A 23,080-nucleotide genomic window follows, 5' to 3' on the forward strand; every position below is an offset into this window, starting at 1 on the left:
CTGTCCTGATGTTTCTTGCGGCGGCGACGTTTGCACAGGCGGCCGAGCCGGTGAAAATCTCGCGCGACGACACCGCGCTCGACCTGACCCGCACGACCGACATCTACGCCAACCAGGGCGAGGCCTTTCAGGTTTCCACAGCCGCTGCTGCCGACGGTATCCGTCGCCGCATCGAGGTGCGCGCGTCTTCGCCGTCGCACCAGGGCGACTGGGCAGTGTTCGCGCTTTCCAACGTTTCCGAAGAGCAGCTGGAGCGGGTGATCGTCGCGCCGCATTTCAGGCTGGTGAATTCCAAGGTTTTCTGGCCGGATCTCGGCTCGCAGCGCATCATCTCTATCACGCCATCCGAAGGGTTTGCGCTCGACCGTATCGCCAGCCCCGATGCCGACGTGTTCCGCATCACGCTCAATCCGGGCGCCACGATCACCTTCGTCGCCGAGCTTTCGACGCCGGCGCTGCCGCAGATCTATCTCTGGCAACCGGATGCCTACAAGGATTCGGTCAACTCGTTCACGCTCTACAAGGGCATCGTGCTCGGCATTGCCGGTCTGCTTGCGGTGTTCCTGACCATCCTGTTCGTGGTCAAGGGAACATCCATGCTGCCGGCGGCGGCAGCCCTTGCCTGGGCGGTGCTTGCCTATATCTGCGTCGACTTCGGGTTTCTCGACAAGCTCATCAGCGTGACATCGTCCGACGAGCGAATATGGCGTGCCGCAGCCGAAGTGGCGCTTGCCTCGTCGCTCGTCATCTTTTTGTTCACCTATCTCAACCTCAACCGCTGGCACGTGCACCTGGGTTATGCGACGCTTGCCTGGGTGGCCGGCCTCGTGCTCCTCGGCGGTGTGGCGATCTACGATCCGTCTGTCGCATCCGGTATCGCGCGGCTTTCGTTTGCGTTGACGGGTACTGTCGGCATCCTCCTGATCGTCTATCTCGGCTTCAACCGCTATGACCGCGCCATCCTTCTGGTGCCGACCTGGGCGCTGCTGCTGGTCTGGCTGTTCGGGGGATGGCTGACGGTGACCGGCCAGCTCGACAACGACATCGTGCAGCCGGCGCTTGGCGGCGGACTGGTTCTGATCGTGCTTCTGATCGGCTTTACCGTGATGCAGCACGCCTTTGCCGGCGGCGCCTACCAGCAGGGTCTGTTTTCCGATCTGGAGCGGCAGTCGCTGGCGCTGACCGGTTCGGGCGACACCGTGTGGGACTGGGATGTGGCGCGCGACCGCGTGGTGACTACGCCCGACATCTCGACGCGGCTTGGCCTCGAGCAAGGCTCGATGCACGGGCCGGTGCGCAACTGGCTGCCGCGGCTTCATCCCGATGACCGCGACCGGTTCCGCGCCACGCTGGACGTGCTGCTGGAACATCGCCGCGGCCGGTTGAACCACGAATTCCGGATTCGCGCGGAAGACGGGCATTTCCACTGGCTGCAGATCCGCGCACGGCCGGTGCTCGGCTCAAACGGCGAAATCATCCGCTGCGTCGGCACCGTCATCGACGTGACCGAGCAGAAGAACTCGATCGAGCGTCTGCTGCAGGACGCGATGCATGACAACCTGACCGGGTTGCCGAACCGCCAGGTGTTCCTCGACCGTCTGCAATCGGTACTGACGCTGGCACCCGGCGACGGGCATCTGCGCCCAACCGTCATGGCGATCGATATCGACCGCTACAAGCAGGTCAACGACTCGCTTGGAATTGCCGCAGGCGACAACATTCTGATCGCGCTGACGCGGCGCCTGCGTCGTCTCTTGAAGCCACAGGATACGCTGGCACGGCTTGCCGGCGACCAGTTCGGCCTCATCCTTGTGTCCGAGCGGGACCCGGGCAAGGTCGCGGATTTCGCCGATGCGGTGTCCAAGGCAATCATGGTGCCGATCAACTTCGCCAATCGCGAGATCGTCCTCACCGCCTCGATCGGCCTAGCCTCCTGGGTAGATCAGCAGGAAAGCGCCCCGGGACTTCTCGCCGATGCGGAACTGGCGATGTACCGGGCCAAGCGCGCCGGCGGCAATCGCGTCGAACCGTTCCGTCCGGCATTCCGCTCGACCGGCACCGATCGTCTGCAGATCGAAACTGACCTTCGCCGCGCCATCGAGCGACGCGAACTGACACTCGCCTATCAGCCGATCATCCGGCTTGTGGATGGCGAGATCGCCGGCTTCGAAGCGCTGATGCGTTGGGAACATCCCAAACGCGGTAGCATTCCGCCCTCCGAATTCATTCCGATCGCCGAAATGTCGGACCTGATCGGCCCTCTCGGCCTCTTTGCGATGGAACGGGCGGCCTCAGACCTCACGTCCTGGCAGGCACAAACCGGTTCGCTGCCGATCTTCGTATCCGTCAACGTCTCGAGTGCGCAGCTCCTGAACGCCGATCTCTACAATGACGTCCGGGCATTGCTGCAGAGGACGCAGGTGGCACCGGGCCAGCTCAAGCTGGAGCTGACGGAGTCTCTGATGATGGAGAACCCGGAGCAGGCGCGTCTTGTTCTGGCCAAGCTCAAAGAGACCGGCCTCAGCCTCGCGCTCGACGACTTCGGTACCGGCTACTCTTCGCTCGGCTATCTCACGCAGTTCCCGTTCGACACGATCAAGCTCGACCAGTCGCTGGTGCGCGATGCAACCGACAAGCGCGCAGTGCTGCTGCGCTCGGTCATCGCCATGGCGCGGGCGCTCGAGATGGACGTGGTGGCTGAGGGTATTCAGACCGACGAAGACGCGGCGGAACTTGCCAAGATGGGCTGCCATTTCGGCCAGAGCTACCTGTTCGGCCCGCCGGCGACGACGGATGCGATTGGCCGACTGCTGAAAGAACGGTTTCCGCTGACGAAACGGGCTTGAGTTCCGACTTTCTCATCCTGCCCTTGTGGCGGGGATGAGGGAGACGAGCAGCCCGACAGGCCTGATGTCAGGCCCGTCCGCTTGCATAGAGCCTGATCACACAGCCGTTGCCATCGCGGCGCCGCTCATGGCTTCCCAAGTCGCGCCCGGATGCTGACGGCGGTTTTCCTGGATCATGTCGTGGATGAACTGCAGCTTGGTGGTGACCGCCGGGGCGAGGATGAACGGATAGAGATCCGGCACACCCATGGCGCGGTGGATGCTGTTCAATGCCATGCTGAACGGAATCCACGCCCGAACGAGCTGCTCGGCGCTCGCTGCCTCGTAGGGCTGGAACGCAACTTCTGCCGCCAGTTCGCCGTGGCGTCTCGGATCGATCGACAAGCCGTAGGCGCGTGCCATTTCCAGCGTATCGACGATATGGATGTAGTGGGCGAAGGTTTCGGCAAAATCCTCCCACGGATGCGAGCTCGCATAGGTGCTGATATAGGACTGTTGCCAGCCAACCGGCGGGCCTTCTTCGTAGTTGCGGCGCAACGCGTCGGCATAATCCATCGTCTCGTCGCCGAACACGGCGCGGAATGCATCGGTCCTGCCGCCGTCGCGGATAAGCTTGTCCCAGATGTAGTGGCCGGTCTCGTGGCGGAAATGGCCAAGCATCGTGCGATAAGGCTCGTTCATGGATATTCGGATCTGCTCGCGGGTCGCGTCGTCGGCTTCGGCAGCGCGGATGGCGATGAGGCCGTCTTCGTGGCCGGTCATGGCGGGCTTCACCGTTCCATCCGGCTGGATCTCGTCGATCAGGAAATCGAAGACGAGGCCGCCCTGCGGATCTTCTTCGCGGTTGGTGCGCGGCAGGTTCCATTTCATCAGCGAATAGAACAGATGGCGCTGCGCCTGGCTGATGCGACGCCACTGGTCGAGCCCCTCCTCGGTCGAGGCGTCAGGCACCAGGCGGTTGTGCCGGCAAGCCGGGCAAAACGGGTTGGGGTCCTCGGCAACGACCGTCCAGTTGCAGATATCCAGGCTGCTGTTGGCACAGAGCCGCACCTTGCTGTCGAGGTCGCCGAACAGGTGCCAGGTCGGGTCCGCCACGGGAGCGTCGGGACCCGCAACCATTTCGTCCTGCTCCAGAGCCATGATGGCGAGCTTTTCCGGAACGAAAGCCAGTTTGTAACCGCAGTGGACGCAGTTGCGATTGTCGAAATAAACCGGTTGGCCGCAGTGATCGCAGTCGAAGAGGCGCATGGACAGATCCGCTAGACGAAGTGGAAGTTGGGGTGAACTGAATTCTGGATGATAAAAAACCTGCCCCGGTAGGACCGGAACAGGTTTCTGGATTTGGCGGATTCGGATCGCTTAGGCGCGATCAACGATGTCCTTGCCGGCTTCCTTGATCTTGCCCTTGGCCTGCTGGGCTTCGCCCTTGGCTTCCTGGGCAGCGCCCTTGGCTTCCAGCTCGTGGTTGTCGGTCATGTCGCCGACAGCCTGCTTGACCTTACCGGAGACTTCATTGCCCATTCCGGAAATTTTATCGCTGGTGCTACCCATAGTGTTTCTCCTTGAGCTTAGCGGCATCGTTTTCGATGTCTTGCAATAGGAGAACTCCGAGCCTTGGCAGTTCGTTCCGGCATCGCTCAAGAATTTCAGAAATTCAGGCGTGGCCGGCGTCGGAGGACAGCATTGCGGGCGTCACGCCCATCGAGGCGAGCGCGCGCTCGTACTTGTCTTCCAGCGTCGTACCGAAGATCAGATCTTCGCTGGCCGGGCAGTTCAGCCAGCCGTTGCTGGAAATCTCCCGCTCCAACTGTCCTGCACCCCAGCCTGCGTAACCGAGCAGCATGGTAGCGCGTGATGGCCCCCTGCCGTCACAGATGGCGCGGATGATATCGAGCGTGGCGGTGAGCGAGATATCGTCGCTGACGGGAATGGAGGACTCGCTCGAGAAGTCGTCGGAATGCAGCACGAAGCCGCGACCGGTTTCCACCGGACCTCCAGACAGGATCGGGAACTCACGGCATTCGTGCGGGAGGGCAATGATCTCGTGCTCGTCCAAGAGCTTGAGGTGCCGCAACACTTCCGTGAAGGAAATTTCCTGGGAGCGGTTGATGATAAACCCCATGGCGCCGGCCGGAGAATGGGCGCAGACATAGATGACCGTGCGGGAAAAATTGGTATCCTGCATACTCGGCATCGCAATCAGGAACTGTCCGTCAAGAAAGCCGCGTTCGCGACCGCCCTTGCCGCCGTCGTCCTGAGCACCCGAGAGAAGCGAAAAAGCCATCATGCCTCCACCTGCAGCGCTTTGAAACCTATTCTAGCAAAACTGCGGCCGTTTGAAATGTCTGTACTGACTGTCTTTGAAGGCCGGGCTCGCCTGGTTGTGAGAGCGTGCCGTGGCTGCTGCTTCACAGCAGCGTTCCTGAAACATGGGGCACGAACCGCGGCGATCAACGGAAAATGATCCTGTTTTTCGAAAGCGCTGCTGGTTCGTTCAACATTTAACGGTTAATCCCTGAGCGATGAGGAGCCTGACCCCAATTCGAACCACAACCGCAAACCTGTTGCTTGGTGCTGCCATCTGCCTTGGATTGCAGACGGCGGCGGCCGATGCTCTGGCGGAAATGACGCCCTGGGCCACCAACGAGGGCGGCCGCATGCGGATCGTCACCATGCCTCCAGAGCCCGATGGAACCGTGCGCGGGGCTCTGCAGATCGAGCCGAAGGATGGCTGGATCACCTATTGGAAAGAGCCGGGTGAAGCGGGCATTCCGCCGCAACTGACATTTTCGCGCGAAAGCGGGATCACCTCCCAGACGATGTCCTATCCGGTTCCAAAGCTGATCACCAACGGTGACGTGACCGACATCGGCTATGATCGCGCCGTGGCATTTCCGTTTGCGCTGAAGCTCGACAAGCCGACCAAGGCGGGGCAAGCCTCACAGGTCTTGCCGTTGGGGGCAGCAAGCATCGACGTTTCCGCGTTTATCGGCATTTGCCGTAATATCTGCATACCCTTCCAGGCCGAATTCTCTCTGCCGATGAAAGCGGTCCGGGGCACGCCGGTGGAAGAGGCAATGATCCTCAACGCCGCCAGCGCCGCACTCCCCTCGCCTCCGGCCAACGATTTTGCCGTGACTGATTATGCGATGGTGAAGGGCGGGAAGGTTCTACGGCTGACGCTGCGGCTGCCGGACAGTGCGACCGCGCCGCCGCAGGTGGTGGTGACCGGTCCCGAGGGGCATGTGCTCTTCGAAAGCGTCGATGCGAAGCGGCAGGGTCATGCCTATACGCTGGATATGCCGGTGGGCAAATTGCCTGACAATTACGACATCAGCGGCAAACGGTGGGGCATTCTGGCGACCAGCGGCAGTCGGTCCATGGAGACGTCCATCGTTTTCGACTGAGACCTCTCCCGTCTTCGCTTGCCTCTTGCCGACCGCGACCTATAGTTCCGCCGAACGGCAAACTTCAAGCCAACAGGAGATCCCATGACCATCGCCATCGGTGAAAAACTACCCAGTGCCACCTTCAAGGAAAAGACTGCTGACGGCCCGGTCGAGATCTCGACGGACGCGCTGTTTGCCGGCAAGAAGGTCGTGCTGTTTGCGGTACCTGGCGCCTTCACGCCCACCTGCACGCTGAACCACCTGCCCGGCTATCTCGACAATCGCGACGCGCTGCTTGCCAAGGGCGTCGACGACATCGCCGTCGTTGCCGTCAACGACTGGCATGTAATGGGCGCCTGGGCGCAGCAGACCGGCGGCATGGACAAGATCCATTTTCTGGCCGACTGGGACGGCGCCTTTACCAAGGCGATGGGCCTTGATGCCGATCTTTCCGCCGGCGGGCTTGGCGTGCGCTCCAAGCGCTACGCGATGCTGGTCGAGGACGGTGTGGTGAAGTCACTCGACATCGAGGAAAGCCCTGGCCAGGCGACCGTCTCGGGTGCCGACGCGATGCTGGAACGCCTCTAAGTCAATTAGTATTCCATGAGATCGTTTGAGGGGCTCATGCCCCTCATTCCCATTTCGCATGAGACGCTGCGACGGGCTAGAGCCCGCCTCGAACCATTACACTGCCATATCGAAAACCATCAGGCCCGACACGCCGCCATCGGATGCGGCGACAATGCGTTCGGCGACGGTAATATGGTCGGGATGGACGAGATAGGCGTCACGGCTTTCCAGCGTCTCGAATGTGACGATGAAGCCGTCGAGGAAGCCGCCGTTCAGGCCTTCCGATGAGGCGTTCGGGCCGGATTTGACATCGACGATGCCGGGAATGAGCGTTTTGAGGCCGTGGATGGCCTCGTAAATTTCCTGCTTTTCGGCCGGCTGCAATGCAGTCTTGAAGCGCATGAAGACGCAATGAAGGATCATCGGTGGGTCCACCCTATGGCTGTTCTGTTTGGCAGAAAATCGTATCGGAGGCTGCGTCCGGCGCAGGCCGACGGACAAGCCGCTTCGCACCTTTGCTGGAATTGGCGCCCGAGAGCAACCGCTACTTTTTCTTGAACGGCGCCATGCCGGTGCGGGCCAGTTCGTCGGCGCGTTCGTTTTCCGGATGGCCTGCATGGCCCTTGACCCAGTGCCACTTGACCTTGTGGCGCTGGTTGGCGACATCGAGCTGCTGCCACAGTTCGCCGTTCTTGACGGGCTTCTTGTCGGCCGTCTTCCAGCCGTTCTTCTTCCAGCCGAAGATCCACTTGGAAATGCCGTCCATGACGTATTTGCTGTCGGTGTGGAGATCGACCTCACACGTGTCCTTGAGCGCATTGAGCGCGCTGATGGCGGCCATCAGTTCCATGCGGTTGTTGGTCGTTTCGGCTTCGCCGCCGGACAGTTCCTTGGTGGTTTCGCCATAGCGCAGGATGGCGCCCCAGCCGCCGGGGCCGGGATTGCCGGAACAGGCGCCGTCGGTGAAAATGTCGACCTGTTTCATGATGTCAGTCCATAATCTGCAGCAGAGGAAATGCCGCGGTGGAACCGCAGCTTGCGAAGATATTCGAGCGGATCCTTCTTGACCACCAGCGCGCCCTCCGGCGTCGTCAGCCAGTCATAGAGGCGGGTGAGGAAGAAGCGCAGGGCCGAGCCACGGGCAAGCACCGGCAATGCAGCGATCTCCTCGGAAGACAGCGGCCGGACACTGCGATATCCTTCCAGCATGGCCATGCCCTTTTCGGCGTTATAGCTGCCGTCTGCTTCAAAGCACCAGGCATTGAGGCAGATCGACACGTCATAGGCGAGCAGGTCGTTGCAGGCGAAGTAGAAGTCGATGACGCCGGACAGTTCGTCGCCGAGGAAGAACACGTTGTCCTGGAAGAGATCCGCATGGATGACGCCGGCCGGCAGATCCTTCGGCCAGTTGAGGCCAAGAAATTCCAGCTCCGAGGTGATCTCGTCCTGCAGCCCCTTCTCGACCTCGTCGGCCCGGTCTGCGGATTTCTCCCACAACACCTTCCAGCCATCGAGCGACAGCGCATTGGGGCGCTTGATCTCGAACCCTTCGCCGGCCAGATGCATCTGCGCCAGCGCCTTGCCGACCTCACGGCAGTGCCGGGCCTCCGGCCGTCTCAGCCACATACCCTCGAGAAACGAGATGAGGGCTGCCGGCCGTGTCGAAAGCTCGCCGAGCAGTTGCCCGTCGCGGCGTGGCAACGGCAGCGGGCAGGACAGGCCGCGATCGGCCAGATGCTGCATCAGGCCCAGAAAGAACGGCAGGTCGGATTTCTCGACGCGTTTTTCATACAGCGTCAGGATCAGCGGATCACGTGTGGTGTGGAGCAGGAAATTCGAGTTCTCGACGCCCTCGGCAATGCCCTTGTAGGACGTGAGCTCCCCGACATCATATTCGGCCAGGAACCGGTTCAGGTCGATTTCGGTGATATCGGTATAGACGGCCAAGATTTCGTCCCGCTGATGATCGTTGCGCTGGATCTCTTCCTAGCGGCTTGGCCGGTGCTTCGCTAGAGCCGAAGGCGGTTCATCCAGCGGAGAGAGGGCGCTCGCCGTTGACCCAGGCCATGTCTTCGATGGTGAGGGGGACGGAGCGGAGTTCGCGGTTGACGAGGAAGTTTTCGGTTTCCTCGGCGGTGATCGCAAGCTCGATTTCGGCCGAAAACCTCTGCTTGAAGGCTTCGATGATTTCGTCGACGATGACTTCGGGCGCAGAGGCGCCGGCGGAGAGGCCGAGCGTCTGGATCTGGCCGATCTCATCCCAGTTCAGCTCGGAGGCGCGCTGCACCAGGATCGAGCGTCTGGCGCCGGCTCGGAGCGCGACTTCGACCAAACGCTTGGAGTTGGACGAGTTCGGTGCGCCGACCACGATGAAGAGATCGCAGCCGGGTGCTGCTTCCTTGACGGCTTCCTGGCGGTTGGTGGTGGCGTAGCAGATGCTGTCGGCGGCCGGTGCCGTCAGGTTCGGGAAGCGTTCCTGCAGCTTGGCGATGACACCGGCCGTATCATCCACTGACAGCGTCGTCTGGGTGACGTAACCGAGATTGTCAGGATCGTCTGGAATATAGGCTTCGGCATCGGCGATCGTGTCGACGAGCGAGACCGTGCCTTCCGGCAACTGGCCCATTGTGCCGATCACTTCCGGATGTCCAGCATGGCCGATCAGGACCACATGGCGGCCCAGCCGCTGGTGGCGCATCGCCTGCTTGTGGACTTTTGAGACGAGCGGGCATGTGGCATCGAGATAGAAAAGATTGCGGGCCTGGGCATCCTCGGGCACCGATTTCGGCACGCCATGAGCGGAAAATACCACCGGCTGTTGGCGATGCTCCGCCGGGATCTCATCCAGTTCCTCAACGAAGACGGCGCCCTTGGCTTCCAGTCCCTCGACGACATAGCGGTTGTGGACGATCTCGTGACGGACATAGACCGGCGCGCCATAGGCTTTCAGCGCCAGCACGACGATCTGGATTGCCCGATCGACGCCGGCGCAAAAGCCGCGCGGACCGCAGAGGCGGATCGTGAGAGCCGGTTTTGTGACCTGGATGTTCATGTCGCTTCCGTAAGCCGTTGCAGTCCCCATATAGGCGAGCCGGCTCCGCCACGCCAAGAAAAAAGTGACGGCTATGGCGTCGCAGGCTTGGCACGGCGCCACCATGCGCCGATGACGACCGCCACCAGTGCCGCTGCAAGCCCGTACCAGGTGAAGGCATATTGGAGGTGGCTGTTGGGGAGATCGAACTGGGTGACGCCGCCCTTCGGCCAGCCGCCGGGATTTTGAACCAGATCATCCACATCGACAAAGAACGGCAGGGTTTTGGCCGGATCGAGACCTGATGACGACGCCATGACGTCGAGATCCTTCCAGAAGAAGATGTTCTTGGCGATATCGTTGTCGGGCACGATGGAGGATGGCTTTTGCGCCAGACGGCTGCGGGCATAACCGGTCAGCCGCTGCTCGCGCGTGACTTCGCCGGCCGTGCGCGTCGAGACCTCTTTCATCTCGTAGGGAATGAAGCCGCGATTGACGAGAAGGGCGCGACCATCGGAAAGGATCAGCGGGGTGTAGACGTAAAAACCGGTCTGGCCCTGAAACGTGGCGAAGAAATGCCGTTCTTTCGTGTGGTCGAACGTGCCTGAAAGCGCGACGCGGCGGTATTCGATATCGCCGCCATCCGCCGCGATCCGCTCGATGTCTGCCAGCGGTACGGGATCTGCGCTGCGCCGCTCGGCGATATCGGCGAGCAGGCCTTCCTTCCAGTGCAGCCGTTCCATCTGCCAGGTGCCGAGAGCAAGGAGGATGGCGAGCGAGGCCAGGATGAGGGTGATTGTGGCGATGGTGCGCACAAGACTGCGGGAGCGCCTTGAAGAGGCCGGCTGTCGCTCGGTCAACTGATGCATGCTAGACCAGCTCGATACGGAGATTGCGGCCGACAGCTGCCGCAGCACGGCGCAACGTCAGAAGGGTAACCGAGGGATTGTTCGGGTCGAGCAATCGATCAAGCTGCTGACGGCTGGAATTCATCCGCTCGGCCATGGCAGTCTTCGTGAGGCCTTCCTTTTGCATGGCCGCCCGTAACTGGTCGGCAATCACCTGTTTCAGGGCAATCGTCTCGGTTTCCTCCAGCAGGCCATCGGCTTCAAGGAAATCGTCGAAAGTCTCTGTCCTGTCGATATAGCCCTTTTGCTCCGTCATAGTTCCACATCCCGTTTTCGTGCCAGCGCGAGGTCAAGATCCTGAGCCGGTGTCTTCTGGGTCTTCTTTTCAAAGCCGTGGAGAAGGATCATCTGACCCTCGTGAATGAAAAAGATCACCCGTGCGATGCGCCCGCCGGAGAGGTTGGTCCGAACTTCCCACAGTCCATTTCCGAGAGAGCGGCAATAGGGCATGCCCAACGGCCAGCCAAACTCGACCCTTTGGATATCGATACCGATCTGCCGCCTGTCTTCTCTCGTGAGATCCATCAGCCATTCGCGTACCGGCCTGCGCCCATGTGCGGTCGAGTAGAACCTTCCGACGATCTTTTTCGGCAAATCCGTCATCAAGGAGAATTGTACCAATTTTGGTACACTTTCGCAACAAAAAAGGGCGGCATCGGCCGCCCTTCGAAGTGTCGTTTGTTCTCAATGCGCCAGCGGTGCGCCCCAGCCGCCCCAGATGTAGATAGAGAAGAACAGGAACAGCCAGACGACGTCGACGAAGTGCCAGTACCAGGCGGCTGCTTCGAAGCCGAAGTGTTTTTCCGAGGTGAAGCCGCCGTTCATGGCTCTGATGAGGCAGACCAGCAGGAAGATGGTGCCGACCAGAACGTGGAAACCGTGGAAGCCGGTGGCCATGAAGAACGTGGCGCCATAGATCGAATTGGCGAATTCGAACGGGGCGTGGGCATATTCGTAGGCCTGCACGAACGAGAACAGTACGCCGAGTGCGACTGTCAGCGACAGGCCGGTGACGAGGCCCTTCCGATCGTTGTGCAACAGCGCGTGGTGAGCCCAGGTGACGCAGGTGCCTGACAGCAGCAGGATGATCGTGTTATAGAGCGGCAGATGCCATGGATCGAGAACCTCGATGCCCTTTGGCGGCCATTGTCCGCCGAGAACCTGTGTTCTGGACGCCTGGATCGCCTCGTTGGCGTAAAGGCTGGCGTCAAAGAAGGCCCAGAACCAGGCGACGAAGAACATCACTTCCGACGCGATGAACATGATCATGCCATAGCGCAGATGCAGCGACACGACGCGCGTATGGGCGCCCGCATTACCTTCCTTGATCGTATCCGACCACCAGCCGATCATCACGTAGATGACGATCGCGAGGCCGATGAAGAAGACCCATGGCGTTGCCAGGTTCATGCCGAAAATGTGAAATTCCGAACCCTTCAGGTAGCGCATGTATCCGACGCCGCCGAACGCCATCACGAAGGCGCCGATCGAGGCAAGAAGCGGCCAAGGGCTGGGGTCGATAATGTGATAATCGTGGTTCTTCTGATGCGCTTCTGCCATGCCTGCCCCTCCCAAGGGTGCTTACCGCAAGTGTTCCACCCGCCAAAAACGGCGGGCCATTTTAAAGCTTACTGCCCTTATCCTGCACTTCATTCCGCAAGGCCGCAACCGGCTTCGGCGCCGGCTCCTTGCCCGGATAGAAGGTGTAGGACAGGGTAATGGTCTTGATGTTCTTCGTCTCGTTCGCCTTGACGATCTCGGGATCGACGAAGAAGACGACCGGCATATCGATCGTCTGGCCCGGCTGCAGCGTCTGCTCGGTGAAGCAGAAGCACTGGACCTTGTTGAAATAGACCGCCGCCTCCATGGGGGTGACGTTGAAGACCGCGGTTCCAGTCGTCGCCACCGGCGACCGGTTCTTCGCGGTAAACGACACCTGCCCGGTCTCGCCGATCTTCAGTTCCACCGGTTTCGACGGCTTGAAATCCCAGTTCAGCCCGGGCGACACATTGGCGTCGAACGTGACCTTGATGGTCTTGTCGAGGATCGTATCGGAATATTGCTCGCTCCGCTGGGTGGTGCCGTTATAGCCGGTGACCTGACAGAAGAGGCGGTAGAGCGGTACGGACGCATAGGCGGCGCCCACCATGCAGGTGACGAACACCGCGCAGCCGGCAAAGATCGCGGCATTGCTGACCCGCTTTGCCTGACCATGGCCCGGCCGCGGGGCGTTGCCCTGACCATTCCCGTGAACCTCTCCTCCCATGCGCCTCCTCCTCAAGCTTTCTGGGTCAGTTGCCGACGCCGCCGACTTTGACCAGCGTCATCACGTAGAAAAGGACGACCAGCCCGGCGAGGACCAGTCCCAGCGCCACATTTCTGTTGCGACGGGACTTTCTCTGGGCGTCGTTGAGCTTGACGGTGTCAATCATAGAAGGCTTCCGATCAGGGTCGCCACACCGGCTGCCGCGTGGTCGGCAAGCAGCGCGGAAAAGATGATGAAGAGATAGAAGATCGAGTAACCGAACATCTTGCGGGCCGGCACCATCCGCTCGTCGCCTTCAGGCATGCGCAGGACTGAGATGGAACAGGCAATGAAGATCAGTCCCAGCACGCCGGCAAAAATGCCGTAGCCGATGCTGGCAAGGCCGGTGAAGCTGGGTGCGACGCCGAGGACGGCGGTCAGAACCGCATAGGCGAGCATCTGGATCTTGGTGGAACGCTCGCCGGCAACGTTCGGCATCATCGGCACGCCGACCGAGCCGTAATCGCGCATCTTGTAGAGCGCTAGCGCCCAGAAGTGGGCAGGCGTCCAGAGGAAGATAATGAGGAAAAGGATGACGCTGTCGAGCGAGATTCCGCCGGTGACGCAGGCCCAGCCGATCATGGGCGGGAAGGCGCCGGAGGCACCGCCGATGACGATGTTCTGCGGCGTCGAGCGCTTCAGCCACATCGTATAGACGACCGCGTAGAAGAAAATGGTGAAGGCAAGCAGACCGGCGGCCAGCCAGTTGACGGCGAGACCGAGGATCGCCACCGAAAACACCGACAGCGTCAGGCCGAAGGCAAGCGCTTCGCTCGGCCGCACGCGACCATCAGGAATTGGGCGCTTGGCGGTGCGGGTCATGACGGCATCGATATCGGCGTCGTACCACATGTTGAGCGCGCCGGACGCACCGGCGCCAACGGCGATACAGAGAACCGAGATTGCAGCGAGAACCGGATTAAGCGTGCCGGGCGCCAGAACGAGACCTGCGAACGCCGTGAAGACGACGAGCGACATGACCCGCGGCTTCAGAAGTTCGAAGAAATCGCGCGCGCCCGCTTCAGACAGGAACAGGCCTGCGTCATTGCCGAGAGCGTCGCGATCATCGATAACTGTCATGAGACCTAAAAACCTTGCATTTTCGGGGGACAGCGCGCTTCACACGCGATGTCCCTTGGTCGGAACGCTGCCTTTAGCGGATGCGCGGCAGCTGCTCCCACTGGTGGTAAGGCGGCGGCGAAGACAGCTGCCACTCGAGCGTCGTTGCACCTTCACCCCATGGATTGTCGCCGGCGACACGCTTCTTGGCGAAGGCTTCCCAGACGCCGAAGAGGAAGACCAGAACACCGGCGAAGGAGATGTAGGAACCGATCGAGGAGATGTAGTTCCAGCCCACGAAGGCATCCGGATAATCGATATAGCGGCGCGGCATGCCGGCGAGGCCCAAGAAATGCTGCGGGAAGAACACCAGGTTCACGCCCACGAACATCACCCAGAAATGCAGGTGTGCCACCTTCTCGCTATACATGTAGCCGAACATTTTCGGGAACCAGTAATACCAGCCGGCAAAGATTGCAAATACGGCGCCGAGCGACAGGACGTAGTGGAAGTGAGCCACCACGTAATAGGTGTCGTGCAGCGACCGGTCGAGGCCGGCATTGGCGAGCTGGACGCCGGTGACGCCGCCCACGGTGAACAGGAAGATGAAGCCGATCGCCCAGACCATCGGTGCCTTGAAGGTGATCGAGCCACCCCACATCGTCGCGATCCAGGAGAAGATCTTGATGCCGGTCGGCACCGCGATCACCATGGTTGCGAACACGAAGTAGCGCTGCGCATCAAGCGACAGGCCGACCGTGTACATGTGGTGGGCCCAGACGATGAAGCCGACCGCGCCGATTGCCACCATCGCATAGGCCATGCCGAGATAGCCGAAGACCGGCTTTTTCGAGAAGGTCGAGATGATGTGGCTGACGATGCCGAAGCCGGGCAGGATCAGGATGTAGACTTCCGGATGACCGAAGAACCAGAACAGGTGCTGGTAAAGGATCGGATCGCCGCCGCCTTCAGGCGAGAAGAACGTGGTTCCGAAATTGCGGTCGGTCAGCGCCATGGTGATGGCACCGGCGAGAACCGGCAGCGACAGAAGCAGCAGGAAGGCGGTGACGAGAACGGCCCAGGCAAACAGCGGCATCTTGTGCAGCGTCATGCCCGGAGCGCGCATATTGAGAATCGTCGTGATGAAGTTGATCGCACCGAGGATCGACGAGGCACCTGCAACGTGGAGTGCCAGGATCGCCAGATCGACGGCCGGACCCGGATGACCCGAGGTCGACAGCGGAGGATACATGGTCCAGCCGCCGCCCGCGCCGTAGGCACCGGACGGTCCCTCGACGAACATCGACAGCATCAGAAGCAGGAATGCCGGGATGATCAGCCAGAAGGAGATGTTGTTCAGACGCGGGAAGGCCATATCAGGCGCGCCGATCATGATCGGCACCATCCAGTTGGCAAAACCGCCGATCATCGCCGGCATGACCATGAAGAAGATCATGATCAGGGCGTGCGCGGTGGTGAACACGTTGTACATGTGCTTGCCGCCATCGATCGCGGCATCGCCCTCAAAACCGTAGACCATGGCCGCCAGACCGTGGAAAATCTGGATGCCAGGTTCCTGCAGCTCCATGCGCATCGCAACCGACAGAAGGCCGCCGAGGACGCCCGCCATGATCGCGAAGATCAGATAGAGCGTACCGATATCCTTGTGGTTGGTCGAAAACAGCCAGCGGGCGGCAAAGCCCGGTGTGTGGGAATGATGATCGCCATGCGCATGCGCATCGTCGTGAGACGCGCGGGCATGGGCATCAAGAGCATGGTCGTCATGGGCGTGAGCGCCATGGGGATCCGTGTGAGTGGTATGTCCGGCCATTATCGTCAGCCTCCTGATTACTTCGCAGCGACGGCAAGGCCGTCGGCGGGCTTGGCCGTGCCGGCATCGGCGACCAGTGCTTTATAAGCACCGGGAAGGTCGCTGGCGGCCTGGGCAAGCCAGGTGTTGTACTTTTCCTCGGAGACGACGTGGATGGCGATCGGCATATAGGCGTGATCCTTGCCGCAAAGCTCGGAACACTGGCCGTAGTACATCCCCTCGCGATCGGCCTTGAACCAGGTCTCATTGAGACGGCCGGGAACGGCATCGATCTTGACGCCGAAGGCCGGCATGGCGAAGGCGTGGATCACGTCGGACGGCGCTGCCGTCACCAGCATGCGTACCGTCTTGCCGACCGGAATGATCATTTCGTTGTCGACGGCAAGAAGCCGCGGATAACGATCGATATCGGTCTTGCCAGCGGCAGCGCGATCCGGATCCTTCAACATGTAGCTGTCGAAGGCGACGGGCGTTTCGCCGGAACCCTCATATTCGTAGTTCCACTGCCACTGGGTAGCGGTGGCCTTGACCGTCATGTCCGCATCCGGAATTTCCAGCTGTGCGTTCAGAAGGTTGAAGGACGGGATGGCGAGGAAGAACAGGATCAGCACCGGCGCCACGGTCCAGACGATCTCGATGACCGTGTTGTGGCTGGTGCGCGAGGCAACCGGATTGCGGCTGGCGCGGAACTTGACCGCAACCATGATCAGCAGCACCAGAACGAGCAATGTCACCGGCACGATGAACCAGAGCGTATAGTGCTCGAACCAGCGAATTTGGTGCATGATCGGTGACGCGGGCGCCTGCAAATCCATCTGCCATGGCCTCGGCTGGTCCGCAAGGGCCAGCGAAGCCGTGAAAAAACAGATAAGCGACGCCATTGCGGCGTAAGCTCTCAACATAACGATAAACCCTCTCTCCCATGCGCCCGAGTCCCGCGATCGAACGGCATGCGGAATTCAAGCGCCTGGTTTGGTTCAATCACAGTTTGCGGGTCGTCGCAATATCTGCGCGGCATTGCTCATGCGGCATTTTGAACCTATCGGCATGCGGCCGAGTGCCTGCGCCGTCAGGAACATGCGGCATTGCTTGACGAGATGGCGCCGCACGGTCGCAAACCTCTCAAGTCCCATTTTCGCCGTACTCGGCTGAAAAGAGAGCGAGGCCTTTCATTTCGGCGTAGGACCGCCAAGAATAGTCACACTGATTCGTCCGTTTAGAGGTCTACATGGGTCGTCCCTACCGCCTTCGCGCCTGCCTTGCCTTGATGCTTGCGGGGGCCGTCGCATTACCCGCAGTCGCGCAGCAGCCGGGACCTCGGCCGACTCCCAATACCCCATCGGCACCGGCTCCTTCCGCGCCGGCTCCTGCCCCATCGGCCCCTGCCCCATCGACTGGTGCCGCACCGAAGACCGGGCAGAATGCACAGCAGGCGCCACAGAGCCCTGCCCCCGGTTCTCCGGCACAGCCCGGCAACGTGAAGGAAAACCACGGTGCCTGGTCGATCATCTGCGACAAGCCGGCCGGTGCCTCCGTCGAGCAGTGCGCGATGATGCAGAACGTGATCGCCGAAGATCGCCCGGAAGTCGGCCTGTCCGTCGTCGTCCTCAAGACCGCTGACCGCAAGGCGCGCATCCTGCGCATTCTTGCCCCGCTTGGCGTTCTTCTGAAGGACGGCATGGAACTCTATGTCGACAGCAACAATATCGGCCGCGCCTATTTCACCCGCTGCTTCTCGGAAGGCTGCTATGTGGAAGTGGAAATCGACGACGAGCTGATGCGCATCCTTCGCGCCGGCAAGAACGCCGTGTTCGCGCTGCGCGAATCCGCTGACCAGGACCGCGTCGGCATTCCGATCGAGCTCAACGGTTTCGGCCCCGGCTACGACGCGCTTCCGTAAAGACGCTTGTTTCGGCGGATTGCCGGAACTACATCGGGCTCCAGATATCTCGACTTGGGCGCGTATGCATTCGCGCCCCTCGGTCCCGAATGCACTGATGTGCGCAAGCGGAGCATAGAACAATGAACACCGACCTGATCTCCCTCTTCGATTGCGACGAGACGAAGCTGCGTTCTATCCTGAGCCAGGCGCTCTCAGGCGCTGACGATGGCGAGCTCTATCTCGAGCATGCCCAGGCGGAATCGCTTTCGTTCGACAATGGCCGCCTGAAGGGTGGTTCGTTCAACACCGATCAGGGTTTTGGCCTGCGCGCCGTTGCCGGCGAGGCTGTCGGGTATGCGCATGCGGGCGAGCTTTCGGCTTCGGCGCTTTCGCGTGCGTCGGATGCGGTTCGCGCCGTCACCGCCAACCATTCCGGCTCCTATGCCGCCGCACCCCAGCGCACAAATAAGAAATACTATGGCGACGAGAACCCGATCGGCTCTCCGAGCTTCGAGGCCAAGGCCAAGCTTCTGACCGAGATCGACGGTTATCTGCGCGCCAAGGATCCGAAGGTACGGCAGGTTTCGGCAAGCCTTGCTGCCAGCTGGCAGGTGGTCGACATTCTGCGCGCCGATGGACACCGGGTGCAGGACATCCGGCCGATGACGCGCATCAACATTTCGGTCGTCGTGGGTGACGGCGACCGCCAGGAATCGGGTTCGTTCGGCACCGGCGGCCGGATCGGCTTCGGCGATTTCGTCGCGACCGGCAACTGGCAGGCAGGCGCCGACGAGGCGCTTCGCCAGGCACTCGTCAATCTCGAGGCGATCGACGCACCGGCCGGCACGATGGATGTGGTGCTTGGCAATGGCTGGCCGGGCGTGATGCTGCACGAGGCTGTCGGCCACGGGCTGGAAGGCGATTTCAACCGCAAGAAGACATCCGCCTTTGCCGGCCTGATGGGCGAGATGGTGGCAGCCCCCGGCGTCACTGTCGTCGATGACGGCACGATCGACAACCGCCGCGGGTCGCTGACCGTCGACGACGAAGGCACGCCTTCGGCCTATAACGTCCTGATCGAGGACGGAAAGCTGGTTGGTTACATGCAGGACCGCCAGAATGCGCGGCTAATGGGTGTCGCACCAACCGGCAACGGCCGCCGCCAGGGCTATGCGCACATACCCATGCCGCGCATGACCAACACATTCATGCTGGGCGGCGACAAGTCCCCGCAAGAGATCATCGCATCGGTCAAGAAGGGCATCTATGCCGTCTCCTTCGGCGGCGGACAGGTGGATATCACCTCCGGCAAGTTCGTGTTCGGCTGCACCGAGGCCTACATGATCGAGAACGGCAAGATTGGCGCACCGGTCAAGGGTGCGATGCTGATCGGAAACGGTCCGGACGCGATGAAACGCATCTCGATGGTCGGCAACGACCTGAAGCTCGATACCGGTATCGGCAATTGCGGCAAGGGCGGCCAGTGGGTGCCAGTTGGCGTCGGCCAGCCGCATCTGCGGATGGATCAGGTCACGGTGGGCGGCACTAAGGCGTGACGCGGCACCGGTCCAACGCGCTGGTTCCCGAGCTTTCCGTCAGCGATTGGCGCAAAAGCTGCGATTTCTACTGCGAGCTGATCGGTTTCGATATCGTCTATGACCGTCCGGACGAAGGGTTTGCATTCCTGGCGCTTGGCCAGGCGCAACTGATGATCGACCAGATCGGTATCGGCCGAGATTTTGCTCTGCCCGACGGGGCGTCCCCCGCCTATCCGTTCGGTCGCGGCTTGAACCTGCAGATCGAGGTTCCATCCTCGGGAGCGATCCTGACGCGGCTGCAGGCAGCGGGCGTGCCCCTTCAGCTCGAACCGGAAGACAAGTGGTATCGCCGCGGCGATCATGAGGTCGGCAATCGGCAGTTCATTGTTGCCGACCCTGATGGATATCTGCTGCGGCTGTTCGAACATCTGGGAGAGCGGCCCCTGCCGCTCTGAACCCGTCGGCGTGACGGCTTGACACCTTCGGCCAAATCCCTGCAGTTGCCGGCTTTGTAACAGTGCAAGCCGATCCATGCCCTCCTCCACCCCCATTGCCGACATGTTCAGCCTCTGGCTTCCCGGCCATTCGCCGGGTGAACTCGCCTTCGTGTTCTCAGCCGCCATGATCGCCGGCCTTGCCCGCGGGTTCTCGGGATTTGGCGGCGCCCTGATCTTCGTGCCGCTGGCAGGTACGGCGATCGGTCCGAAACTCGCGGCGGCGCTGCTGCTGGTCATCGATGGCGTGATGACGCTCGGGATGGTGCCGGACGGCTGGCGAAGGGCAAACCGGCGCGAGGTGTTCACGATGATGATGGGTGCCGTCGTCGGCGTGCCCGTCGGTGCGGCGGCGCTGGCATTGCTTCCCTCCGTCACCCTGCGCTGGATCATCTCGGTCGTCGTCTTGTGCCTACTCGTGTTCCTCATCTCCGGCTGGCGCTACCAGGGCCGGCCGAAGGCGCCGTTGACCGTTGGGGTCGGGGCGTTGGCCGGCCTGTTTGGAGGCGCGGCGCAGATGTCGGGACCGCCGATCGTTGCCTACTGGCTTGGCGGCGCGACGGCACCTGATGTCGTCAGGGCAAACCTCGTCCTCTATTTTGCGCTCGCCAGCGTCATCTCGTCAGTGTCGTATCTGATCGGCGGCATCCTGACGTTCGAGGTGCTGCTGATCGCGCTGATCGCAGGGCCGGGCTACGGGATCGGGCTGTACGCGGGTTCACGGCTGTTCGGGCGTGCGAGCGAGGCGACGTTCCGGCGTATCTGCTTTTGCCTGATCGCATCCGTCGCCCTGATCGGCCTGCCGCTGTTTGACGGCATGATTCGCTAAAACAGGTCTTCAGCAACGCTTAACGGCTGACACGGTAGGTTGCATCTCGGGGTTGAACGGGCGTGGCGACGATGGTGAATTTGAAAGCAAAGTTGCCGGCGGCATGGGTCCGTGGTCTGAAACGTCAGGTCACGACGACGGGTCTCGAGGCGTCGGCAGCACTCGCGCGGGCCGGCATGCTGGCAGGTGCGCGCGGTCGTGGTTCTATCTTCACGCTTCATCACGTGCGCCCCAAACAATCGCTCGCGTTCCAGCCGAGCGGTCATCTGGAGGTTACCCCGGAATTCCTGGCCGATGCGATCGAACGGCTCTCGGCGGATGGATATGCGTTCGTGCCGCTGGACGAAGTGCCGGAGCGGCTTGCCAATCCAACCGGTCAGCCGTTTGCAGCCTTCACGCTTGACGATGGCTATCGCAACAACGCCGAACATGCGCTGCCGGTATTCGAGAAATACGGCGTGCCATTCACCGTTTTCGTCGCCCGCGGCTTTGCGGAGCGGACCCATTCGATGTGGTGGGAGACAATGGCGGACCTGATCGGTCGCGAGCGGGAGCTGAGTTTCGATTTCGGCAATGGACCCGAGCGGATCGAGCTCGGCTGTGAAGAGCAGAAGTTCGACGCCTTCGACCGGTTTGCCGATCTCGTGTTTCGCGATGACGAAGCAAGTGCCGTTTCCAGGATGGATGCGCTTGTGCGGTGCCACGGTATCGACCCGTTGCAGATGACCGCCGACCTGACGATGGATCCGGCCGAGCTGCGCGAACTTTCGCGGCACAAGCTCGCAACACTTGGCGCCCACACAATCAGTCATCGCGCCGTCGGGCGGCTATCGGAAGCGCAGGCGCGGGCCGAGATGTCGAGTTCTGCCGACTATGTTCAAGAACTGACCGGGATACGGCCGACCACGATCGCCTATCCCTACGGCACGCGGAAGGCGGTGGGCGAGCGCGACTACCGCATCGCCCGCGACCTCGGCTTTTCGGTCGCCGTCACGACCCAGCCGGGAACGATCTGCGGGAAATGGCTGACCCGGCTGACGGGTCTGCCGCGGATTTCGCTGAACGGCCATTACCAGCGGGCGCGCTATGTGTCGGCGCTCGCCTCGGGCATTCCCTTCAAGCTTGCGCGCTAGGCGCAAGCTCTCATCGGTCGCTCACGGATACATCCGCACCTTTTCCCAGGCACCGTCTGGCGTATCGCGGCGGAATTCGATCCGGTCATGCAGGCGGAACGGTCGATCGTGCCAGAACTCGATCGACACGGGACGGATGCGGAAACCGGACCAGTGCGGTGGCCGCGGTATCTCGCCGATCGCAAATTTCGCGGTGTATTCGGCCACGGATTTTTCCAGCGCGAAACGGCCTTCGAGCGGCCGTGACTGTTTCGAGGCCCAGGCGCCGATTCGGCTTCCGCGTGGCCGCGTCGCATAATAGGCATCCGCTTCGGCATCGCTGACGATCTCGACAGGGCCGCGCAGACGCACCTGACGTCTCTGCGACTTCCAGTGAAAGACCATCGCAGCCTTTTTCTGGCCGAGAATTTCCTCGCCCTTCTGGCTTTCGAAATTCGTATAGAATACAAACCCGTCCTCGTCGTAGCCCTTCAGCAGGACCATTCGCACATTGGGAAGCCCATGTTCATCGACGGTCGCAAGCGCGACGGCGTTCGGATCGTTGATCTCGCTGGATTCGGCATCCTTCAACCACGACCCAAATAAGGTGAATGGTTCACTTTCCTGCGTGAAGTCACCGCTTGTTAACCCGTTTTCCGACATATTGACTAAAGTGCTCCCGATCTGATGAACATGCCCGAGACACTTGGCCGGACAGGATGCAAGGTGATTGTGATAGCAAATTCGATGTGCCGTACAAAGAGCCTGAATGGCGCCAGCCTGCGAATCATCGCGATCGTCGCACTGTGCGGTTCGCTTGGCAGCTGCACCAGCATGGATGTGTTCGGCGGCGCGGACAAGGTCGATCGTAGTATCTCGACGAGCAGCATTCCCAGCAAGCCAAAAGCGGGTGATCCGCAATCGGACGAAGCCACCGTGCGCAATGCCGTGACCTCGGCCGATCTCGCCAAGGTGGGTGCGAACCCCCTTCCCTGGGCAAATTCGGCGACCGGCAGTGCCGGTGTCGTCTCCTCGATCCACGAGGACCGGAGCGCCGGCCTACTCTGCCGCGCCTTCACCACCAGCCGCCATTCCTATGAAGGAATATCGCTGTTTTCCGGTCAGGCATGCAGGACCGAAACGGGCGACTGGTCGCTCACGGCATTTGACCGCCAGTAGTGTTAAGGACAGCACTGTGCGGTAAACGTTTTGTTTACCGTAACATGCATCGACCTTCTCTCCGTAACCTCTGATTCAGCAATTCCTCCATACGGTTACTGCCTGTG

Annotated in this window: 26 protein-coding genes; 9 read left to right on the forward strand and 17 right to left on the reverse strand. The window is 61.2% G+C overall.

Annotated features, from left to right (window positions below; all coding sequences use genetic code 11):
• The first annotated feature begins 8 nt into the window (after window positions 1–8).
• Window positions 9–2,846 carry an EAL domain-containing protein gene (locus IFT59_RS11880; RefSeq protein WP_371816136.1) on the forward strand — a complete coding sequence of 946 codons (2,838 nt, stop codon included), beginning with the start codon at window positions 9–11 and terminating at the stop codon, window positions 2,844–2,846.
• Window positions 2,847–2,942: 96 nt separating this feature from the next.
• On the opposite strand, the gene IFT59_RS11885 is transcribed toward IFT59_RS11880, so the two are convergent.
• The 3 genes from IFT59_RS11885 to IFT59_RS11895 form a co-directional block, all read right to left on the reverse strand.
• The gene (locus IFT59_RS11885; protein ID WP_082471851.1) at window positions 2,943–4,094 is read right to left on the reverse strand and encodes a zinc-binding metallopeptidase family protein; all 1,152 of its coding nucleotides are present in this window, start codon (window positions 4,092–4,094) and stop codon (window positions 2,943–2,945) included.
• Between the two features lie 111 nt (window positions 4,095–4,205).
• Window positions 4,206–4,397 carry a CsbD family protein gene (locus IFT59_RS11890; RefSeq protein ID WP_062453615.1) on the reverse strand — a complete coding sequence of 64 codons (192 nt, stop codon included), beginning with the start codon at window positions 4,395–4,397 and terminating at the stop codon, window positions 4,206–4,208.
• Window positions 4,398–4,500: 103 nt separating this feature from the next.
• Window positions 4,501–5,130 (reverse strand): YqgE/AlgH family protein, encoded by a 630-nt coding sequence (locus IFT59_RS11895; protein WP_062453616.1) that lies wholly within the window; start codon window positions 5,128–5,130, stop codon window positions 4,501–4,503.
• A gap of 280 nt (window positions 5,131–5,410) precedes the next feature.
• Between IFT59_RS11895 and IFT59_RS11900 the strand changes: the two genes are divergently transcribed.
• Together IFT59_RS11900 and IFT59_RS11905 are read left to right on the forward strand one after the other, a co-directional pair.
• Entirely contained in the window at window positions 5,411–6,253 is an 843-nt protein-coding gene (locus IFT59_RS11900; protein WP_244474004.1) for a protein-disulfide reductase DsbD domain-containing protein, read from the forward strand.
• A gap of 84 nt (window positions 6,254–6,337) precedes the next feature.
• Window positions 6,338–6,823: a peroxiredoxin gene (locus IFT59_RS11905; protein ID WP_062453618.1), complete on the forward strand. Its 486-nt coding sequence runs from the start codon at window positions 6,338–6,340 to the stop codon at window positions 6,821–6,823.
• 96 nt (window positions 6,824–6,919) lie between these two features.
• Here the strand turns inward: IFT59_RS11905 and IFT59_RS11910 are convergent, their stop codons facing one another.
• The 13 genes from IFT59_RS11910 to coxB all read right to left on the reverse strand — a co-directional run bounded on the left by IFT59_RS11910 (window position 6,920) and on the right by coxB (window position 16,841).
• Window positions 6,920–7,228, reverse strand: a complete 309-nt coding sequence (locus IFT59_RS11910) for a Dabb family protein (RefSeq protein WP_192086918.1) — start codon at window positions 7,226–7,228, stop codon at window positions 6,920–6,922.
• 121 nt (window positions 7,229–7,349) lie between these two features.
• Window positions 7,350–7,793 carry a ribonuclease HI gene (rnhA, locus tag IFT59_RS11915; RefSeq protein WP_342366096.1) on the reverse strand — a complete coding sequence of 148 codons (444 nt, stop codon included), beginning with the start codon at window positions 7,791–7,793 and terminating at the stop codon, window positions 7,350–7,352.
• Window positions 7,787–8,752, reverse strand: coding sequence for a homoserine kinase (locus IFT59_RS11920; protein WP_192086920.1), 966 nt, complete (start codon window positions 8,750–8,752; stop codon window positions 7,787–7,789). Before IFT59_RS11920 ends, rnhA begins: the two co-directional genes overlap by 7 nt.
• 79 nt (window positions 8,753–8,831) lie before the next feature.
• A complete protein-coding gene (ispH, locus tag IFT59_RS11925; protein ID WP_192086921.1) occupies window positions 8,832–9,857 on the reverse strand; it encodes a 4-hydroxy-3-methylbut-2-enyl diphosphate reductase in 1,026 nt (341 codons plus the stop codon).
• A gap of 71 nt (window positions 9,858–9,928) precedes the next feature.
• Window positions 9,929–10,696 carry an SURF1 family protein gene (locus IFT59_RS11930; protein ID WP_246453898.1) on the reverse strand — a complete coding sequence of 256 codons (768 nt, stop codon included), beginning with the start codon at window positions 10,694–10,696 and terminating at the stop codon, window positions 9,929–9,931.
• A 10-nt stretch (window positions 10,697–10,706) separates the two neighbouring features.
• Complete coding sequence (locus IFT59_RS11935; RefSeq protein ID WP_192086923.1) at window positions 10,707–11,000, reverse strand: helix-turn-helix domain-containing protein; 294 nt, start codon at window positions 10,998–11,000, stop codon at window positions 10,707–10,709.
• A complete protein-coding gene (locus IFT59_RS11940) occupies window positions 10,997–11,269 on the reverse strand; it encodes a type II toxin-antitoxin system RelE/ParE family toxin (RefSeq protein WP_342366088.1) in 273 nt (90 codons plus the stop codon). The genes IFT59_RS11935 and IFT59_RS11940 overlap by 4 nt, the downstream gene beginning before the upstream one ends.
• A 159-nt stretch (window positions 11,270–11,428) precedes the next feature.
• Window positions 11,429–12,304: a cytochrome c oxidase subunit 3 gene (locus IFT59_RS11945; RefSeq protein ID WP_062453626.1), complete on the reverse strand. Its 876-nt coding sequence runs from the start codon at window positions 12,302–12,304 to the stop codon at window positions 11,429–11,431.
• Window positions 12,305–12,365: 61 nt separating this feature from the next.
• Window positions 12,366–13,010, reverse strand: a complete 645-nt coding sequence (locus IFT59_RS11950; protein WP_192086925.1) for a cytochrome c oxidase assembly protein — start codon at window positions 13,008–13,010, stop codon at window positions 12,366–12,368.
• Between the two features lie 25 nt (window positions 13,011–13,035).
• Window positions 13,036–13,176, reverse strand: a complete 141-nt coding sequence (locus IFT59_RS11955; protein WP_162734883.1) for a hypothetical protein — start codon at window positions 13,174–13,176, stop codon at window positions 13,036–13,038.
• Entirely contained in the window at window positions 13,173–14,129 is a 957-nt protein-coding gene (cyoE, locus tag IFT59_RS11960) for a heme o synthase (protein WP_184653951.1), read from the reverse strand. The genes IFT59_RS11955 and cyoE overlap by 4 nt, the downstream gene beginning before the upstream one ends.
• A 73-nt stretch (window positions 14,130–14,202) precedes the next feature.
• The gene (ctaD, locus tag IFT59_RS11965; protein WP_192086926.1) at window positions 14,203–15,939 is read right to left on the reverse strand and encodes a cytochrome c oxidase subunit I; all 1,737 of its coding nucleotides are present in this window, start codon (window positions 15,937–15,939) and stop codon (window positions 14,203–14,205) included.
• A 17-nt stretch (window positions 15,940–15,956) separates the two neighbouring features.
• Window positions 15,957–16,841, reverse strand: coding sequence for a cytochrome c oxidase subunit II (coxB, locus tag IFT59_RS11970; protein ID WP_192086927.1), 885 nt, complete (start codon window positions 16,839–16,841; stop codon window positions 15,957–15,959).
• A 326-nt stretch (window positions 16,842–17,167) separates the two neighbouring features.
• Between coxB and IFT59_RS23005 the strand changes: the two genes are divergently transcribed.
• From IFT59_RS23005 to IFT59_RS11995, 5 genes are all read left to right on the forward strand, one after another.
• A complete protein-coding gene (locus IFT59_RS23005; RefSeq protein WP_062453632.1) occupies window positions 17,168–17,839 on the forward strand; it encodes an invasion associated locus B family protein in 672 nt (223 codons plus the stop codon).
• A gap of 122 nt (window positions 17,840–17,961) precedes the next feature.
• Window positions 17,962–19,377, forward strand: a complete 1,416-nt coding sequence (tldD, locus tag IFT59_RS11980) for a metalloprotease TldD (protein WP_192086928.1) — start codon at window positions 17,962–17,964, stop codon at window positions 19,375–19,377.
• Window positions 19,374–19,814 (forward strand): bleomycin resistance protein, encoded by a 441-nt coding sequence (locus IFT59_RS11985; RefSeq protein WP_062453634.1) that lies wholly within the window; start codon window positions 19,374–19,376, stop codon window positions 19,812–19,814. The genes tldD and IFT59_RS11985 overlap by 4 nt, the downstream gene beginning before the upstream one ends.
• A 76-nt stretch (window positions 19,815–19,890) precedes the next feature.
• Window positions 19,891–20,682 carry a TSUP family transporter gene (locus IFT59_RS11990; RefSeq protein WP_192086929.1) on the forward strand — a complete coding sequence of 264 codons (792 nt, stop codon included), beginning with the start codon at window positions 19,891–19,893 and terminating at the stop codon, window positions 20,680–20,682.
• Between the two features lie 92 nt (window positions 20,683–20,774).
• Entirely contained in the window at window positions 20,775–21,815 is a 1,041-nt protein-coding gene (locus IFT59_RS11995) for a polysaccharide deacetylase family protein (RefSeq protein WP_446737833.1), read from the forward strand.
• Window positions 21,816–21,836: 21 nt separating this feature from the next.
• Here IFT59_RS11995 and pdxH read toward each other — a convergent pair whose 3' ends face one another.
• Window positions 21,837–22,457: a pyridoxamine 5'-phosphate oxidase gene (gene pdxH / locus IFT59_RS12000; RefSeq protein WP_062579430.1), complete on the reverse strand. Its 621-nt coding sequence runs from the start codon at window positions 22,455–22,457 to the stop codon at window positions 21,837–21,839.
• Between the two features lie 63 nt (window positions 22,458–22,520).
• Between pdxH and IFT59_RS12005 the strand changes: the two genes are divergently transcribed.
• Window positions 22,521–22,973 carry an RT0821/Lpp0805 family surface protein gene (locus IFT59_RS12005; protein WP_244474003.1) on the forward strand — a complete coding sequence of 151 codons (453 nt, stop codon included), beginning with the start codon at window positions 22,521–22,523 and terminating at the stop codon, window positions 22,971–22,973.
• Window positions 22,974–23,080 lie beyond the last annotated feature (107 nt).

Origin of the sequence: Rhizobium sp. CFBP 8752 (assembly GCF_014842035.1) — a bacterium.
Taxonomy (GTDB): Bacteria; Pseudomonadota; Alphaproteobacteria; order Rhizobiales; family Rhizobiaceae; genus Neorhizobium; species Neorhizobium soli.